Origin of the sequence: Rhodobacter aestuarii, from assembly GCF_900156655.1 — a bacterium.
GTDB classification, from domain to species: domain Bacteria; phylum Pseudomonadota; class Alphaproteobacteria; order Rhodobacterales; family Rhodobacteraceae; genus Rhodobacter; species Rhodobacter aestuarii.
The window spans coordinates 232,860-250,216 of the sequence record NZ_FTOG01000003.1 but is presented as its reverse complement, the minus strand read 5'-3'; the positions used below and the strand labels follow the sequence as shown (position 1 = coordinate 250,216).

Below are 17,357 nucleotides of genomic sequence, written 5' to 3'. Positions count from 1 at the left end.
AAGCTAGAGTGTCGGCTGGATCAATCAAGGGTGGATCACAAGTATGCGCGAGAAGCTGGCATCGGCGCTCAAAGAGGCGATGAAGGCCAAGGAGGCGGCGCGGCTGTCGACCTTGCGTTTGATCAACGCAGCCATCAAAGACCGCGAAATTGCGCTGCGCTCTGAGGGCGAGGGCGCGACGGTCGGCGATGCCGAGATCATGGCGATTCTGAGCAAAATGGTGAAGCAACGCCAAGAATCAGCACGCGCCTATGAAGAGGGCGGGCGTCTGGAATTGGCCGAGAAGGAACTCGCCGAGATTGCTGTGATCGAGGAATTCCTGCCTCGCCAACTCACCCCAGAAGAGGTTGAAGCGGCGATTGCTGCGGCGATCGAGAAGCTGGGCGCCACCTCGATCCGCGACATGGGGCGGGTGATGGGCGAACTGAAAGCGGCCCATACCGGTCAGATGGATTTCGGTTCCGTGGGGCCGAAGGTGAAAGAGCGCCTGAGCTGATTAGGCGGCCACGGCGCGCGGGCGGCGCGCGCCGATCAGGTTCCAAAGTGCCATGCCCGCGACCATCGCGGCACTAAAGGCAAAGCCCGGCACACCAGACCATCCGAGCGCGGCGAGCGCGGGGCCAGGGCAAAGGCCCGCAAGCGCCCAACCAAAGCCAAAAAGCGCCGAGCCGCCAACCAGTTTCGCATCAATCTGCGTTTCGGGAGCGGCAGGTAGGGGCGCCCCGGTGAAGCTGCGTTTGCGCCGCGCGGCGACGCGCCATGCAACCAGCATCGGGATCAGCGCGCCTGTGAGAACGAAAGCGAGCGTCGGGTCCCAAGCGCCCGCAACATCAAACCAGCCTTGCACGCGGGCCGGTTCGGTCATGCCCGAAAGCCAAAGGCCCAGCCCAAACAGCGCGCCAGATGCGGTCCAAATCAAGCGGGTCATCACAGCACTCCGAAAACATGATGGGCGAGGTGGAAGGTGACAAAGCCCACAGCGAGCGAGACAAGCGTTGCCACGATGGAGCGGCGCGAGAACCGCGTCATACCAACAACGCCGTGGCCCGAGGTGCAGCCATTCGCCATCCGCGTGCCAAGGCCAACGGCCAGTCCCGCCACGACCAAGAGCGGCAAGGGCGCGAGCGTTTCAAACTGCGGCACGCCCCAGATCAGCGCGGCAAGCCCCGGCACCAGTACCAGCGCGGCAACAAAGGCGGCGTGATCGCGCCAGTCGGCGCCAGTGGTGGTGCGCGTGGCAAACCGCCCCAAAATGCCCGAGGCACCAAGGATGCGACCGTTGCCCAAAAGCAAAAGCGCTGCGGCAGAGCCGATCATCAGCCCGCCAGCAAGGCCAAGCAGATGGGTTTGGGTGAAAAGAGGCGGCATGAGGGGGCTCCGTATTCGTCCCCCTTTAAATCGCAGTTGCCGCGGGCAGGAACAAGCCGATCCGGGAAATAAGAAGGCTGTCGGGGCAGGGCCGCAGCCGGGGCGAACAGCGCAGGGCCTAGGCGTTGCAAGCGGCGAAGATGCGTCTGCGCACAGAGAAGAAACCGGGAAAGCGTTCCGCCTGTTTTATGCGGATATCGGCATTTGTATTCTTAAGAAGGCGTTGCGCGCAGCAATCTGGCCCCCATTTGGCGCCCGCCGTGCCGCAATGAAAAAGGCCCGGTCGATGCACGACCGGGCCCCGTCATTTCTGTAGCGTCGATTACTCGGCGACGACAGACGCCAGATAGGCGACGATGTCTTCTTGTTTCTTCGACTGCTTGTGGGTCATGCCCGACTTGGCTTTTTTGTCGTCCAGTTTCTCTTTGAGGAACTTGGTCGGGTCGGTCATGTAGGTGGCGATTTCTTCTTCGGTCCAGACGAAGCCGCTTTCGCCCAGAGCAACGATCGAGTCTTTGTATTTGAAATCCGGGTAGGTGCCGGCTTGACGGCCGATCACGCCATAAAGGTTCGGGCCGATTTTGCCGCCTTTGACGATATCAGTGCCATCGGGCGCAGTGATCGAGTGGCAGGTTTTGCACTTGGTGAATTCTTTTTCACCGGCGGCAACATCGCCCTCGGCGAGCGCGGGCGTGGCCAGAGCGAGCGCGGCGAGGGTGGCATAGAGGCTGATCTTCATCGCTGGTTCCTTGGTCTGTTTGCTTGCCCGGAGCGCCCGGGATCGTAAGGCAGTCTTTGTGCCCGGTTTCCCCCTTACCACAGGGCATAAGGTCGCGCATCTCACATTATTACATTTCCATGTGTATGCACAAAACTTCGTTACCTGAGGGGTGCTGAGACACATACTTCCTTTCGCCCCAGAGTCGGGGCGCGTCCTATCTGTTCAAATTGCATCACGAAGGTCAACGCCTCTGTCGTCGCGCTGTCATGCAACCGTCGTGCCGGGTGGTTTAACTGTGCTTTCAGGCAGATGGGGGCGCGGCGGCGCATTCGGCTTTGAAGGCTGTTTCAAAGGTGGCCTGCAGCGCCACATCCAGATCATCCATCGTCACAGGGAGCCCAAGATCCACGAGCGAGGTCACGCCATGTTCGCGGATGCCGCAGGGCACAATGCCGGAAAAATGGCTCAGATCCGGCTCGACATTGATCGAGATGCCATGAAAGCTGACCCAGCGGCGCAGCTTCACCCCAATCGCGGCAATCTTGTCTTCTTGCGGGCTGCCATCGGCTTGCAGGCCCTTTTCAGGGCGCTTGACCCAAACACCCACGCGGCCATCGCGAATTTCGCCGCTCACGTTGAACTCGGCCAGAGCCGCAATCACCCAAGCTTCGAGCGCACGCACGAAACAGCGCACATCGCGGCCGCGTTTGTTGAGGTCAAGCATCACATAGATGATGCGCTGTCCCGGCCCGTGATAGGTATATTGCCCACCGCGCCCGGCCTCATAGACCGGGAACCGATCCGGATCGACCAAATCCTCGCGCTTGGCCGAGGTGCCTGCTGTGTAAAGCGGCGGATGTTCCAAAAGCCAGATCGCTTCATCTGCCTCGCCTGCCGCAATGGCGGCGACGCGGGCCTCCATAAAGGCTAAAGCCTCAGCATAGCCCACGGGCGTATCGGATTTTATCCATTCGGGCATGGCCGCCTCCTGTCCTTTTGGGTGTTAAGCACACAAAAATCTTGCCACAAGCCCGATTCGGGCGAACACTCACAAAGGTTTTATCAGCTGCGGTGCCATGGGGCCGCACAGGGGCTAGGCCCCGGAATTGGAGGAAAGCATGAAATCGCGTCATATTCTCACGAGCATCGTGGCCTTGAGTGTTGGGTTGACCGGGGCACCGGTTCTCGCGGGCGGGGGCGATGTGGTCGGTGGCCTGATCGGCGGGATGATCGGGGCGGCCATTGTCAATGAAGCGAACCGCTCGCACACGACGCGCCGCACCACGACACGCCGCTCCACCATGTCTTCCGCGCAGCGCGAACAAAACCGCGAAGTGCAAAACTCGCTCAACTATTTTGGCTATCCGGTCGGAACCGCCGATGGTGTGCTGGGCAGTAAATCGCGGTCTGCGATTTCGCAATATCAGGTGCTTCTGGGCTATCCGGCCACTGGGCAATTGACCGAGATGGAACGCAACATCCTCGTGACCGCCTATAACCGCGCCCAATTGGGCGGGCCGCAGGTGCAAAACATCATCGCGCGCAGCCCCCAAGGTGTGCGCGGTATGCTGCTTGCCCAGCGTGACGAGATGATGGGCGGCGGCGCCAACACCGGCTATGCGGGCTATTCGGGCGGCACCATCGGGGGGCTGCCGCCGGAAGTCTCGGAAGCGGTGTTTGAGATTGCGCGCAACACCAATGTCGAGCCCGATCAACTGCTGCAACGCGCGGGCTTCGTGCAACTGGCCGATATGAACGCCGATGGGCGCACCGATTATATGATCGACACTTCAGTCACCGGCTCGGGCTTCTGGTGCAACGGTCCGGCCTGCACGGTGCGGGTCTTTGCCTCGACGCCGCAGGGCTATCAGCGCAACGACTTCCAAGTTGCAGGGGCGACGCCCGCCTCCTTCACCTGCCGTCATGGCCTGTGTGAGGTGAAGGGCGGTGGCACGATGGCGGCGAACCCGGCCTTGCCGATGCCGAGCCCGGGGGCTGCGCTTCCCAACACGATGATGGCCGCGCAGCCGACTGCGCCGGCGGCTCCGCCGATGCCGAGCTTCGCCGCAGCGACCACCCCTGCGCCCGCTCCGGTGATGCCGAACTTTGGCTCGGCCATGGCGCCGCCGAAGGTGACGCTGGTCAGCTATTGCTCTGGCGTGAAGGCAAAATCGGGTGCCAATGGCCGCCCGCAAACGGTTGCCGCGATGTCCGATCCGGCACTGGCGTTAGGCGAACAGTTCTGCGCCGTTTCTGCCGCGGCCAAGGCCGATGGCGAGGTGCTGGCGGGCCAGATCCAAGGCTTCACGCCCGAGCAGATCGCCGATCAATGCCGTGGCTTCAGCGCGGCGCTGAAAGATCAGGTCGCCAAGCTGGGCACCACCCCGCGTGATGATGTGGTCTCGTCGATCCAAAGCTGGATCGGGCAATCGGGCATGGCGGAAGATCAGCTGATCTCGACATCGAAGGTTTGCCTGTCGATGGGCTATGGCTTGGACGAGCCCGAGATGGCGATTGCTTCGGCGCTGGTGCTGACCGGTGCGGGCCAGATGGTCTATGCTGAAATGCTTGGCCACCACCTGACTTCGGGCGTGGGCATGGCTGCGCATCCCGATCTGGCGCTTGAATGGTATGAGCTTGGCGCCAATGCGCTTTCGGTCGGCCAAACCCCGGTCTTCCTGCCCGAGCAAGGCGACCGTGCGAGCCTGATCAAGAAAGCCTCGATGGCGTTGAATGGCCGTGCGAGCGCGATTCCGGTGCTGCCGATCCCGGTGACCGCGGCGCCGAGCGTTGCGCCCACCGCGCCGGCGATTCCGGCCTCTGCCCCGAGCGGCACGATTTCGACGAAATCGGCCTCGGGCGGGATCGCGGGGCTGGCAAGCTTCGCGGCGGGCGCGGCCAACTTCGTGGCCGAAGGCAGCTCGAAACTGCCCGCGCAGCCCTGATAGAGGGCTTTGAAGGACGTGCGAGGGGCGCTTCGGCGCCCCTTTGCTTTTGGCGCCAGGCTTTTGGGGCGGGCGCAACTTTCCCGCCGTTGAAAATTTTTTCGCCAGAATTGTTCAAAGCGGCAAAATGGGGCTTTTCATTCCTGACGGGCTCGGCTAAATGCCCCTCACCAAGCCAGAACGTGCGGTTGTGGCGGAATTGGTAGACGCGCAGCGTTGAGGTCGCTGTGGGGTAACTCCCGTGAAAGTTCGAGTCTTTTCAACCGCACCACTGGCCGGATGGCCATAGGCCCGGAGCGCAAGCCCCGGGCCTTGTCTTTTGCTTCGGGCCTTGTCTTTCGCTCGGCCCGCTGCGCCTGTGCGCCGTTTCCGCCAAAAGCACGGGCACTGTTTCCTTTTCTGGCCGTTGGCTGACCTTTCGTGACCAGATCGTTTCTGAATTGCCTTGGATTCGTCCTTAAATGGCAAACCTCGGCCTGTGGAAATTAACCCGGCCTTTACCGTCTCATCCGATCCTTCCCGTGGGTGACTCCGCGCATGCGGCGCGATGGACTTGGGGCAGGCGACTTGGCGACCTACACGATACAGGGCTTTTATGGGGCGCAGATCCTGATCGAGGGAGGCGGCTCTACGCTCGCGACCGGGTCGAACTTCATGATTGACCCGACGTGGGATTATGACACGTCTCGCCGCACCTTTGTCATCGAGGATGACGGCACCAATCTTGAGGGGGACAATCTCAACAACGAGGTTGGCAACGACTCCACTCAAAATGCCACGGTCTATGATGCGACCGGCACACAGCTTTTTTCCGGCCAAGTCTATGCCGAATGGGCCGCGGAATTTACCGCCCCCGATGGCTCCACCATCACCATGTATGTGCTCGAGATCAACGGCACGGTCGTGGGGGAGATTACTTCGGCCCCGCTGGTGCCGGGCGTTACTTACCATGTGACGGCGACGCCTGACGTAACCGATGGTCCTACCTATACCTCGCTCGCCTCGATGAGCTTTGACCCAGGTGCCGCGAACAACATCCAAGGCGGAGATTACAACGACTCGATCCTTGCGCGCGCGGGGAACGATACGATCAACACCGGCGCGGGCTCCGATACGATCGACGGCGGCGCGGGCAATGACAGCATCGAATATGGCACCGGCGGCGATGAGGTCCACGGTGGCGATGGCAATGACTACATCGACGATTATGCGGGCTCGACCGGTTATGTCTGGAACGACACGATCTATGGCGATGCGGGCAATGACACGATCTATTCCGGGCATGGCAATGATTATGTCGATGGCGGCGCCGACAACGATACGATTTTTGGCGAAGACGGCAATGACACGCTTCTTGGCGGCACTGGCAATGACTGGATCGAGGGGGGCGGGGGCGCCGACAGCATCGACGGCGGCGCGGGCGCAGATGTCATTATTGCGGGCGACGCGAACGATACGGTCCGTGGCGGCGACGGCGCCGACAGTATGGCCGGGGATTACGGCGATGACGTGCTCTATGGCGATGCCGATGCCGACCGGTTCTATTTCGAGGCGAACTGGGGCCATGACACCGTTTACGGGGGCAACACCACCACGGCGGGCGGGTCGGATTACGATACGCTCGATTTCAGCTATTTCAGCGGTGTGGCGGGCGTTTCGGTCATCTATTCCGGGTCGGAAGACGGCAACGTCACCCAAGGCTCAAACACGATCACCTTCTATGACATCGAGGCAATCTACGGCTCCAGCCTCGGGGATACGATCAATGCCTCGGCAGATAGCTCGGGCCTAACGCTTGATGGTGCGGCTGGCAATGACAGTATCGTCGGCGGTTCGAGCCATGATCTCATTCTGGGTGGCACTGGCGACGACACGATCTATTCGGGGCTCGGCAATGACACCGTCTATGGTGGCGACGGCAACGATTACATTGATGACCTAAGCGGCGTGCGCGCCGAGACCTATGCAAACTATGTCGATGCAGGCACCGGCAATGACACCGTTTTTACAGGCGGCGGCTCCGACACGATTTACGGCGGTGCCGGCGACGACCAGTTGCATGGCGAAGCGGGCGACGACCTGATCTATGGCGATGCCGGCAATGACACGATCGACGGCGGCGACGGCAATGACACGATCTACGGCGGCGATGGCGACGACTCGGTCTGGGCCAATACGGGCGATGACTATGTTGATGGCGGCGCGGGCAATGACACGCTGCATGGCGCGGCAGGCGATGACACGCTGACCGGTGGCACCGGGCTGAATGAGCTTCATGGCGACGACGATGCTGACACCTTCCTGCTCAACTTTGGGGATGGTGCCACCTCGATTTACGGCGGTGAGGGCGGTACCGATAGCGACACGATCATTCTGTCGGGGGCGGGGGCGACGGTCACTTGGACCGGATGGGAAACCGGCACGATCACCTATGATGGCGATCCGACCGTCCATTACTTCTGGGAGATCGAAAAGGTCGTCGGCACCGATCTTGCCGATAGTTTCGATGCCAGCAGCGCCTTGGACGGTGTTGATGTCGATGCCGGGGGCGGTAGCGATGTCATCATCGGTTCCGATTTCGGCGACTCCATTTCCACCGGCTCCGGCGCCGATACCGTTACCGGTGGCGATGGCAATGACACGATCCTGACAGTCAGCGGCAATGATGTGGTTGATGGTGGAGCGGGGGATGACTCGATCCATGGCGGCACCGGCAACACCACGCTCTCAGGCGGCGATGGGAATGACACGCTTGTCGCGGGCTCTGGGTCAAATGACATGTCGGGCGGGGTGGGCGATGACCTTCTGATCGGTTCGACGACGACGGGTGCCGATACGCTGGATGGCGGCGATGGCAATGACACGATCCAGGCGGGGCAGGGGGCGAACTCGATCCTTGGCGGATCGGGGGATGACAGCATCTCGACTGGGGACGGCAATGACACGGTGGATGGCGGTAGCGGGGCCGACACCATCGTTGCCGGGGCCGGGGCCAACGAAATTTCGGGCGGGGATGGCAATGACAGCATCACCGGCGGCAGCGATGCCGAGACGCTGTCGGGCGATGCGGGCAATGACACGATTTCTGGCGGCGCCGGCAATGACCTGATCTGGGGCGGGGCCGATGACGATGCGCTTTATGGTGATGATGGCGATGACACGCTGATCGGCGGCACGGGGTCAGACACGCTCACCGGCGGGGCGGGAGCGGATACCTACGTCTTCTCCGATGGCGACGGGGCCGATTTCATCGCCGATTTCGACATGAGCGTGGTGGGGGGGCTCACCACTGACCAGCTTGATGTCAGCGCGCTGCAAGACCTTAGCGCCAACCCGGTGAACACCTGGGACGTGACGGTTAGCGATGACGGTTCGGGCAATGCGGTGCTGGGCTTCCCGGATGGCACCACGGTCACGCTTTTGGGGGTCTCTCCGGCAAGTGTGTCCTCGGCGCCGGTGTTGCATGCGATGGGCATTCCTTGTCTCGTTGCGGGCACGCGGGTTGCGACGCCGGGAGGAATGGTGCCTGTGGAGCTTTTGAAGCCGGGTGATCTCGTCAATACGCGCGCCGGTCCGCCTATGCCTGTGCTTTGGGCGGGAAAACGGCATGTTTGCCCAAAAACAATGCAAAACAACCCGAAGTTGCTGCCTGTTGAGATTTCAGCCGGGCGGTTGGGCAATGCCCGACCGGTCCGGCTTTCGGCGTTGCATGGGGTTTATGTGCCCGAAGGGCCCGATGGGGCGCTCGCCCGTGCGGGTCATATGGCGGCGTGCGGATGGGGCGGGGCGCGGCAAATGCGCGGGGTGGTGCGGCATGACGAGGGGGTGAGCTATCACCACCTGCTCTTGCCGCATCATGCGCTGATCTCTGCGGAAGGGCTTTGGGTGGAGAGCTTCTGGCCGGGCAAACAGGGGCTCAAAGGGCTTGACCAAGCCGCAAGGATGCGACTGATTCGCGCATTGCCACGGCTCGCACGGGTCGTTTGGGCGGGGGAACCTGTCGAAAAGGTCTATTCCGCGCCTGCAGCAAGGTTTTTAAAACGCCGTCAAATTGATCGTTTGGTCTGCGCGAACTGGTCGCGCATTACCTGCAAGATGGCGGATTTTGACGGTTTTGTAACCGAACCGGTCGCGTCTGCCCGCGCTTTGTGATCTGTCGGAAATGACTGTTGAATTATTCAAAAGTGGCTGTTTTAGTTGCCGCCACGGGAGCAAACGAACCACAAAAATCACGGGGAGCCCGCATTGACTGCTGCACCGACCGACGAAGGTTTCGTCGTATTTGACCATGTCCAGAAGAGCTACGACGGCGAAACGCTGGTCGTGAAAGACCTGAACCTGTCAATCGCCAAGGGTGAATTCCTGACGATGCTTGGCCCCTCGGGGTCTGGCAAGACAACCTGCCTGATGATGCTGGCTGGGTTTGAAACGGCGACGCACGGGCGCATCTTGCTCGATGGAACCAATATCAACGAAATGCCGCCCCATAAGCGTGGCATTGGCATGGTGTTCCAAAACTATGCCCTTTTCCCGCATATGACGGTTGCCGAAAACCTTGCCTTCCCGCTGGAAGTGCGTGGCATGGGCAAGTCTGAGCGCGAAGTCAAAGTGATGCGCGCGCTGGACATGGTGCAGATGGGGGCTTTTGCCAACCGTCGCCCGGCCCAGCTTTCGGGCGGCCAGCAACAGCGGATCGCACTCGCCCGCGCGCTGGTGTTCGACCCGAGCCTCGTGCTGATGGACGAACCGCTCGGCGCGCTGGATAAACAGCTGCGCGAACATATGCAGTTCGAGATCAAGCACCTGCATGAAACGCTTGGGATTACTGTGGTTTACGTGACTCACGACCAAGGCGAGGCGCTGACGATGTCGGACCGCGTCGCGGTGTTCAACGATGGCCGTATCCAGCAGCTTGCGCCGCCGGATGAGCTTTATGAACGCCCCAAAAACAGCTTCGTCGCGCAATTCATCGGTGAAAACAACAAGCTCCCCGGCACCGTTGAAGAACTGACCGACGAAACCTGTCTTGTGCGTCTGGAGACGGGCGAACTGATCGACGCCACGCCGGTGAACATTCGTCACAAAGGGCAAAAAACGCTCGTGTCGATCCGTCCCGAGCGTGTCGAGTTCAAGCCCGAGATGATGCCCGAAGGCGCGCATATGATTAACGCCGAAGTGCTCGAAGTGATCTATATGGGCGACATCTTCCGCACCCGGATGAAGGTTGCAGGCAGCGAAGAATTCGTGATGAAATCGCGTAACACGCTTGGGCAAACCAAATTGCGCCCCGGCGAAAAACTGCAAATCGGTTGGCACCCGGCCGATGCGCGCGCACTCGATCCGATGTAAGAATAGAAGATAGGGACAGAGAAACCATCCATGCGATGCGGCGGCCCCGCCGCATCGGCTGCAAAGCGGGGAAACATCCGCAGGCGGCCACCAACTAATCAACAAGGGAGTAACACAATGAAAAAAGTTCTGATCCTGAGCACGGCGCTTGTCGCTATGGGAGCTGCCGCGCAAGCGCAGGAGCTCAACGTCGTGTCCTGGGGCGGTGCTTACACGGTCAGCCAGGTTGAGGCTTATCACAAGCCCTTCACCGAAATGACCGGCATCAAGATCAACTCGATCGACGCTGACAACCCGGCTTCGCCGCTCAAAGCGCAAGCTGAAGCGGGCAACGTTTCGATCGACCTCGCCGACGTGGAACTGTCGGATGCGATCAAGATGTGTGACGAAGGCCTGCTGGCCGAAATCGACCCGGCGATCTTGCCGCCGGCGCCCGATGGCACCCCCGCGACCGAAGACTTCGTTCCGGGCGCCATTCAAGATTGCGCCGTTGCGAACATCGTCTGGGCCACGGTTATCGCCTATGACAAAACCAAGTTCGACACCGCGCCGACCACGATTGCCGATTTCTTCGATACCGAGAAATATCCGGGCAAACGCGGCCTGCTGAAAGCGGCCAAACGCACGATGGAACTGGCGCTTTACGCTGATGGCGTGGCCCCGGAAGACATCTATGACGTGCTCGGCACCGATGAAGGTGTGGCCCGTGCGCTTGCCAAACTCGACACCATCAAAGACGACGTTGTCTGGTGGGAAGCCGGTGCGCAACCGCCGCAACTGCTGGCCGATGGCGAAGTCGTCATGACCAATGGCTACAACGGTCGTTTCTTCGCGGCGGAAGTTGCCGAAGGCAAACCGTTCGGCACCATCTGGGATGGCTCCTACATGGACTATGACCTGTGGGTGATCCCGAAAGATGCGCCGCACATGGAAGATGCGATGAAGTTCCTCGCCTTCTCGACCGACACCCAGCGTCTGGCCGATCAAGCGAAATACATCTCCTACGGTCCGGCGCGTAAATCGTCGAACGCTCTTGTTGGTCTCTATCAAGACGGCAAGACCGAAATGGCGCCTTACATGCCGACCAACCCGGCGAACATGACCTCGCCGATCTGGACCGACCCGACCTTCTGGGCCGACCACGACACCGAGCTGAACGAGAAGTTCAACGCTTGGCTCGCCAGCTAATCCGCTGAAGCTATCCGGGCGGGGGTTTCCCCGCCCGACCTTCCTCCTCCCTTCCCGCCGCTCCCCCGCGGTGGTGTGACCGCTCATGACCGGGGAACCGAATGACCGACGCAACTACTGATATTTCAACCGGCCCATTGACGACGGCCGATGGCCGCCCGCTCAAGGCCGCGCTTGCTGCTTCGCTGGCTGTGCGACGCCGCCGCGCCTTCATGCTCGTTGCGCCGCTCTTTCTGTTCATCACGATCAGCTTCATCGTGCCGATTGGCCAGATGCTGTTCAAATCCGTCTATAACGATGGCTTTTCGAAAAACGCACCGGCCTTGGTGCAGTGGTTCAAAGAGCATCCGAAAGGTGCCGAGATCGACGAAAGCGCTTATGCCGCGCTTCATTCGGACCTGATCTTGATGCGCGAGCAGAAAACCGCAGGCGAGGCCGGCACGCGGATCAACTATGACATTTCGGGCACGCGTTCGCTGTTCACAGGTGGCGCGCGCAAAGCCGCAAAGATGGAGCCGCCCTATAAAGAGGCCTTCATTGATGCCGACAAGGATTGGGGCGACCCGAATGTCTGGCGTGCGATGCGCTCCGCCTCGAACCCGTTCACGATTGACTTCTACCTTGCGGCGAACGACCTGACCCGCGATGAAAGCGGTGCGATCACCGCCGTGGACGAAGGTCAGGCGATCTATAAAAAGCTGATGTTCCGCACCTTGGTGCTGTCGATCGAGATCACCGCGCTGTGCTTGCTCTTGGGCTTCCCGATCGCGCATTTGCTCGCCACCCTGCCGATGCGCAAAGCCATGCTTTTGATGATCTTGGTGCTGCTGCCCTTCTGGACCTCGCTTCTGGTGCGGACCACCTCGTGGATGGTTCTGCTGCAAAGCCAAGGGGTGCTCAACGATATCTTCGTTTGGCTTGGTATCGTCGATGACGAGGGCCGGATTCAGATGATCTACAACGAGATGGGCACGATCATCGCAATGACGCATATCTTGCTGCCCTTCACGATTTTGCCGCTTTACTCGGTGATGAAAACGATCCCGCCGAGCTATGTGCGTGCGGCGCGCTCGCTTGGGGCGACCTCTTGGACCGCGTTCCGCCGGGTTTACTTGCCGCAAACGCTGCCCGGCATCGGGGCAGGGGGGCTTTTGGTCTTCATCCTCGCGATGGGCTACTACATCACCCCGGCCTTGGTCGGTGGCGCAGACGGTCAGATGATCTCCAACATGATCGCTTTCCACATGCAAAAATCGCTCAACTGGTCGCTCGCGGCCGCCCTTGCCGCGCAATTGCTGGCTGTCGTGCTGATCTTCTTCTGGATCTACGACAAGCTCGTCGGCATCGACAAGATGAAGCTCGGCTGAGAGGACGACACCTATGGCACTTCCCGTCTATGCAAGCCCGCTCGAAAAGCTCTGGCACTACACCTACATCGTGCTTTGCGCAGGGATCTTCATTTTCCTGATCGCGCCGATCATCGTGATCATCCCGCTGAGCTTCAACGCCGAGCCCTATTTCACCTTCACCGACAAGATGATTGCCTTCGATCCCGAGGGCTATTCGATCCGCTGGTATGACAAGCTGATCACGTTTGGCATGGTCAACCCGGATGCGCCGCGTGACATGTCGTTCTGGATCGATTTCTGGCAACATGCCGCTTGGATGCAGGCCGCCAAAAACTCGGTGATCATCGGTGTCTTTGCGACGATCTTGGCTGCCGGTCTGGGCACCATCGCCGCCCTTGGCCTGACCCGCCCGGAAATGCCCTTCCGCAAGCAGATCACCGCCGTGCTGATTTCGCCGATGATCGTGCCGATCATCATCTCGGCGACGGGGATGTTCTTCTTCTACTCGGGCAAATGGGTGCCGACGGTCGGGTCCGATGGGTTCGAATGGGGCCGCCTTGCGGGCACTTATGCGGGCATCATTCTTGCCCACGCCGCGCTGGGGATTCCCTTCGTGATCATCACGGTAACGGCGACGCTGTCGGGCTTTGACCAATCGCTGGTACGGGCAGCCGCCTCGCTTGGGGCCAACCCGCGCACAGCGTTTTTCAAAGTGCAAATGCCGCTGATCATGCCCGGCGTGATCTCGGGTGGGCTTTTCGCCTTTGTGACCTCGTTTGACGAGGTGGTGGCCGTGCTCTTCATCGCGGACCACACCCAGCAAACGATCCCGCGGCAAATGTGGAACGGCATCCGCGAACAAATCAGCCCGGCGATCTTGGCGGTGGCCACGTTGCTAGTGATCTTGTCCGTATCGCTGCTCACCGTGGTGGAACTTCTGCGCCGCCGCTCGGAACGCCTGCGCGGCATGTCGCCGAGCTAAGCGAACGCATTTTCTATATGAGAAACCGAGAAGGGGGGCTGTTTGCCTCCCTTTTTACATCATTCAGCCCCAAGGATATTTGCGCAAAATGTAAGGGCTCGGCAGGGGAAGAGGGCAGTCCTTCATTTACGCTTCGCTGAAGGACTTTAGCGGTATCCAGCAAAGCGTCGCCCGCCCCAATATGATTGCTGCCATAAGTGTGCTTCGCGATTTGGACTTCATTCGCGTCGCTTGGCTTATGGATGCCCAATTCATGAACATTAGCGCTTAAATCATCACCGTAATGCGCCAATGTGATCTTCTTTGGCCCTTTCAGGCGGGTAAAGCGCGGAGCAGCTTTGCCTCTCTGTCCTTCGTCATGGCCTTCTGGTCGGGTAACAAAAACCATAAACGACGAGATATCTATGACCATCACCTCCCCCGGCGCTACGCCGGTCCTTTCCGTGCGCGATCTGACTGTTGCGCTGCCCGGAAATCTTGATCGCCCCTTTGCGGTCGAAAACGTAAGTTTCGACCTGCAGCCAAGCGAAATCCTTTGCATCATTGGCGAATCCGGGTCCGGGAAATCTGTCACCGCCAATACGGTGATGGGCTTGCTGCCAGATGTGATGCGTGTCACCGACGGGCAAATCGCGTTTCGTGGGCGCCAGCTTTTAGGGCTGCCGGAATCGGAGTTGCGCAAACTGCGCGGACGCGCCGTCTCGATTATCTTCCAAGACCCGCTTTCGGCGCTCAATCCGCTAATGACGGTGGGCGATCAGATCCGCGAAGTACTGGACGCCCATGCGATCGGCACTGTCGAAAGTCGTGCGGCAAAGGTGCTTGAGATGCTTACGGAGGTGGGCTTGCCCGAACCCACGCTGATCCAGCATCAATACCCGTTCCGGCTTTCCGGTGGGCAGCGCCAGCGGGTGATGATCGCCATGGCATTGGCGCTTGACCCCGACATCTTGATTGCGGATGAGCCGACCACTGCGCTTGACGTGACAACGCAGGCGCAAATCCTTGATCTGATCCGGCGCATTCAGCAGCGCAAGGGCATGAGCGTGATGTTCATCACCCACGATTTTGGCGTCGTGGCCGAGATCGCGGATCGGGTGATCGTAATGGAAAAGGGGCGCATGGTCGAACAGGGCACCGCGCAGCAGGTGCTGAATGCCCCCGAACATCCATATACGCAAAAACTGATCGCGGCCGTGCCCTCTTTGCGCGAAGAAGATCGTGCCCGCGAGACCGCGAAATATGTGGTGATGCAGGTCAAGGATCTGCAAAAGACCTACCGGACGCGCAGCGGCTTTCTGGGCCGGATGCGCGAGGTGCATGCCGTCAACGGCATCAGCTTTGATCTGCACAAGGGCGAAACGCTCGGCATCGTTGGGGAATCCGGCTCGGGGAAATCCTCAATGGGTAAAGTGCTGATGAAGTTGATCGAGGCCGATGGGGGAGAGATCCGTTTTCAGGGTGAGGATGTCGCGAAGATGACGGAAGAAGAATTCCGCCCGTTGCGCGCTCGCATCCAGATGATCTTCCAAGATCCTTTCGCCTCGCTCAACCCGCGTTTCACCATCGGTCAGGCGCTGACGGTCGGGCCGGTCGCGCATAGTTTGCTCACCCATGCCGATGCACGCGCCAAGGCGGAAGACCTGCTGGAGCAGGTTGGGCTCGATGCCTCTGCCTATGATCGCTATCCGCATGAATTTAGTGGCGGACAACGACAGCGTGTGGGTATTGCCCGGGCACTGATGTTCGACCCTGAGGTGATCGTGGCCGATGAAGCGGTTTCGGCGCTTGATGTGTCGATACAGGCGCAAGTGCTGGAACTTTTGGACCGAATCCGCAAAGAGCGGAAGCTGGCGATGATCTTCATTACGCATGATCTGCGCGTGGCGAGCCAAATCAGCGACGAGATTTTGGTGATGCATCGTGGCAAAATGGTCGAATACGGTCCGCCGTCGCGCATCTTTCATGCGCCAGAGCACGATTATACCCGCTCGCTTGTTGCCGCGATTCCCGGTGCCAAGGCTGCCTAAGGTGGCGCGGCTCCGATTTTCCAAGGACGGCTCCGGCCGTCCTTTTTCTTTTGTCACAAAGCGACGCATGCCGACCCATTTGCGCCGAGAAATGCGAAACTTTTGTGCAGTAATTGTAAAACACAACCACTTTGGTTGTGAAATGCAACTTACTTATTGTGGCGCTGCCGTTAGCGCCAAAAGATGAGGTGACCAATGAATACGGATGACAACTCTGCAATGACGAGCCTGCCTGAAAACGCAGTGGAAGATGACCTCAAGGTCACCATCGGGGGGCTGCAAATCGACGTTCTGGAAGGGGCGTTCAGCTGGTATATTCGGAGCCTAGATAGCGTCGTTTCGCGTGATCTGGATGCTCGGATGGCGCATCTGGAAATTGCCCGCGGCAAGGGCAAGATCACCGCGATCTTGCTGGTGGATGATTATCCCGGCATCCGACCATCGCAAATTGCTGAGGTGTTGATGCGCGACCGACCCGCCACGGGACGGATCATTGAAGGCATGGTCGCTGCTGGGCTGATCCGGCGCGAGGAAGACCCGGCCGATCAGCGTGCGCAATCGCTCTTCATCACCGAAAAAGGGCAGGCGTTGGCGCAGGAAGTGCGCGCGATCATCCGCGCGCAAGAAGAGGAATTCTTCGACTTCATCGCCCCCGAAGATCGCGCCCAATTCATGCGCATGCTCAAGCGCGCTTACCTGAACATGAGGACGAAATGCAGTTGACCGATGCGCGTGTCGCGCTGATTTCCGGGGCAAGCCGTGGCATTGGTGCCGCGATTGCAAAGCGCCTGTTTGAAGCGGGTTGGGGCGTGTCGCTCGGAATGCGCGCGCCCGTGCTTCCGGATTGGGCGCAGGCGGCGCCAGAGCGAGTCCACCTTTTCAGCTATGATGCGCGCAGTCCGGAGGCCGCCACCAATTGGGCAGAGGCCGCGCAAAGCTGTTTTGGTCGGATTGATGCGGTGATCGCCAATGCCGGGGTGATGGTGCCCAAAAACGTGATCGAGATTTCCGACCCAGAGATGGCAGACATGTTGGCGATCAACGTGCAAGCGCCGCAGCGGCTCGCCAAGGCTTGCTGGGACGGGCTTAAATCATATGGACGCGGTCGGGTGATTGTTCTGGCTTCGCTTTCGGGCAAACGGGTGAAAGGCGCGCGTTCGGGCGCTTATGCCATGACCAAATTCGCGGCGGTCGGGCTTGCCCATGCGCTGCGCCACACAGGGTTTGAAGATGGCATTCGCGCCACCGCCGTCTGCCCCGGCTTTGTGGCCACCGATATGGGGCTGGGGCTGAGCGACCGCGCCGCTGCGGCGATGACCCAGCCCGAAGATCTCGCGCGCATCATCGAAATGCTGATCGACCTGCCCAATGAGGCAAGCGTCGCTGAGTTTTGCGTGAATTGTCAACTTGAGGAGTCCTTCTGAG

General features: G+C 60.1%; 15 protein-coding genes and 1 tRNA gene. 11 read left to right on the top strand and 5 right to left on the bottom strand.

The features are described 5' to 3' along the window. Window positions 1–43: 43 nt before the first annotated feature. Complete coding sequence (locus tag BW967_RS06245) at window positions 44–496, top strand: GatB/YqeY domain-containing protein (protein ID WP_076484190.1); 453 nt, start codon at window positions 44–46, stop codon at window positions 494–496. On the opposite strand, the gene BW967_RS06240 is transcribed toward BW967_RS06245, so the two are convergent. The 4 genes from BW967_RS06240 to lipB all read right to left on the bottom strand — a co-directional run bounded on the left by BW967_RS06240 (window position 497) and on the right by lipB (window position 3,068). Beyond that, window positions 497–928, bottom strand: coding sequence for a DUF6691 family protein (locus BW967_RS06240; RefSeq protein WP_076484189.1), 432 nt, complete (start codon window positions 926–928; stop codon window positions 497–499). Continuing rightward, window positions 928–1,368, bottom strand: coding sequence for a YeeE/YedE family protein (locus tag BW967_RS06235; protein WP_076484188.1), 441 nt, complete (start codon window positions 1,366–1,368; stop codon window positions 928–930). The genes BW967_RS06240 and BW967_RS06235 overlap by 1 nt, the downstream gene beginning before the upstream one ends. A gap of 322 nt (window positions 1,369–1,690) precedes the next feature. Continuing rightward, on the bottom strand, window positions 1,691–2,107 hold the full coding sequence (locus BW967_RS06225; RefSeq protein WP_076484186.1) for a c-type cytochrome: 417 nt from the start codon (window positions 2,105–2,107) through the stop codon (window positions 1,691–1,693). A gap of 283 nt (window positions 2,108–2,390) precedes the next feature. Then, a complete protein-coding gene (gene lipB, locus BW967_RS06220) occupies window positions 2,391–3,068 on the bottom strand; it encodes a lipoyl(octanoyl) transferase LipB (RefSeq protein ID WP_076484185.1) in 678 nt (225 codons plus the stop codon). A gap of 139 nt (window positions 3,069–3,207) precedes the next feature. On the opposite strand from lipB, the gene BW967_RS06215 reads away from it, so the two are divergent. The 7 genes from BW967_RS06215 (at window position 3,208) to BW967_RS06185 (ending at window position 13,902) form a co-directional block, all read left to right on the top strand. Beyond that, window positions 3,208–5,034, top strand: a complete 1,827-nt coding sequence (locus tag BW967_RS06215) for a peptidoglycan-binding domain-containing protein (RefSeq protein WP_076484184.1) — start codon at window positions 3,208–3,210, stop codon at window positions 5,032–5,034. A 184-nt stretch (window positions 5,035–5,218) separates the two neighbouring features. Then, window positions 5,219–5,305 (top strand) — tRNA-Leu (locus BW967_RS06210). A gap of 266 nt (window positions 5,306–5,571) precedes the next feature. Beyond that, window positions 5,572–9,186, top strand: coding sequence for a Hint domain-containing protein (locus BW967_RS06205; RefSeq protein ID WP_076484183.1), 3,615 nt, complete (start codon window positions 5,572–5,574; stop codon window positions 9,184–9,186). A 93-nt stretch (window positions 9,187–9,279) separates the two neighbouring features. After that, a complete protein-coding gene (locus BW967_RS06200; protein ID WP_076484182.1) occupies window positions 9,280–10,383 on the top strand; it encodes an ABC transporter ATP-binding protein in 1,104 nt (367 codons plus the stop codon). Window positions 10,384–10,500: 117 nt separating this feature from the next. Next, window positions 10,501–11,571 (top strand): ABC transporter substrate-binding protein, encoded by a 1,071-nt coding sequence (locus BW967_RS06195; protein ID WP_076484181.1) that lies wholly within the window; start codon window positions 10,501–10,503, stop codon window positions 11,569–11,571. 101 nt (window positions 11,572–11,672) lie between these two features. Then, window positions 11,673–12,938 (top strand): ABC transporter permease, encoded by a 1,266-nt coding sequence (locus tag BW967_RS06190; protein WP_076484180.1) that lies wholly within the window; start codon window positions 11,673–11,675, stop codon window positions 12,936–12,938. A gap of 13 nt (window positions 12,939–12,951) precedes the next feature. After that, window positions 12,952–13,902 (top strand): ABC transporter permease, encoded by a 951-nt coding sequence (locus BW967_RS06185; protein ID WP_076484179.1) that lies wholly within the window; start codon window positions 12,952–12,954, stop codon window positions 13,900–13,902. Window positions 13,903–13,915: 13 nt separating this feature from the next. Here BW967_RS06185 and BW967_RS18495 read toward each other — a convergent pair whose 3' ends face one another. Beyond that, window positions 13,916–14,314, bottom strand: coding sequence for a hypothetical protein (locus BW967_RS18495; RefSeq protein WP_139327803.1), 399 nt, complete (start codon window positions 14,312–14,314; stop codon window positions 13,916–13,918). Here BW967_RS18495 and BW967_RS06180 point away from each other — a divergent pair. The 3 genes from BW967_RS06180 to BW967_RS06170 all read left to right on the top strand — a co-directional run bounded on the left by BW967_RS06180 (window position 14,307) and on the right by BW967_RS06170 (window position 17,356). Beyond that, window positions 14,307–15,932 carry an ABC transporter ATP-binding protein gene (locus BW967_RS06180; protein ID WP_076484178.1) on the top strand — a complete coding sequence of 542 codons (1,626 nt, stop codon included), beginning with the start codon at window positions 14,307–14,309 and terminating at the stop codon, window positions 15,930–15,932. The genes BW967_RS18495 and BW967_RS06180 overlap by 8 nt on opposite strands. A 195-nt stretch (window positions 15,933–16,127) precedes the next feature. Further along, window positions 16,128–16,655: a MarR family winged helix-turn-helix transcriptional regulator gene (locus BW967_RS06175; protein WP_212710041.1), complete on the top strand. Its 528-nt coding sequence runs from the start codon at window positions 16,128–16,130 to the stop codon at window positions 16,653–16,655. Beyond that, the gene (locus BW967_RS06170; RefSeq protein WP_108188612.1) at window positions 16,646–17,356 is read left to right on the top strand and encodes an SDR family NAD(P)-dependent oxidoreductase; all 711 of its coding nucleotides are present in this window, start codon (window positions 16,646–16,648) and stop codon (window positions 17,354–17,356) included. The genes BW967_RS06175 and BW967_RS06170 overlap by 10 nt, the downstream gene beginning before the upstream one ends. The last annotated feature ends 1 nt before the right edge of the window (window position 17,357 follow it).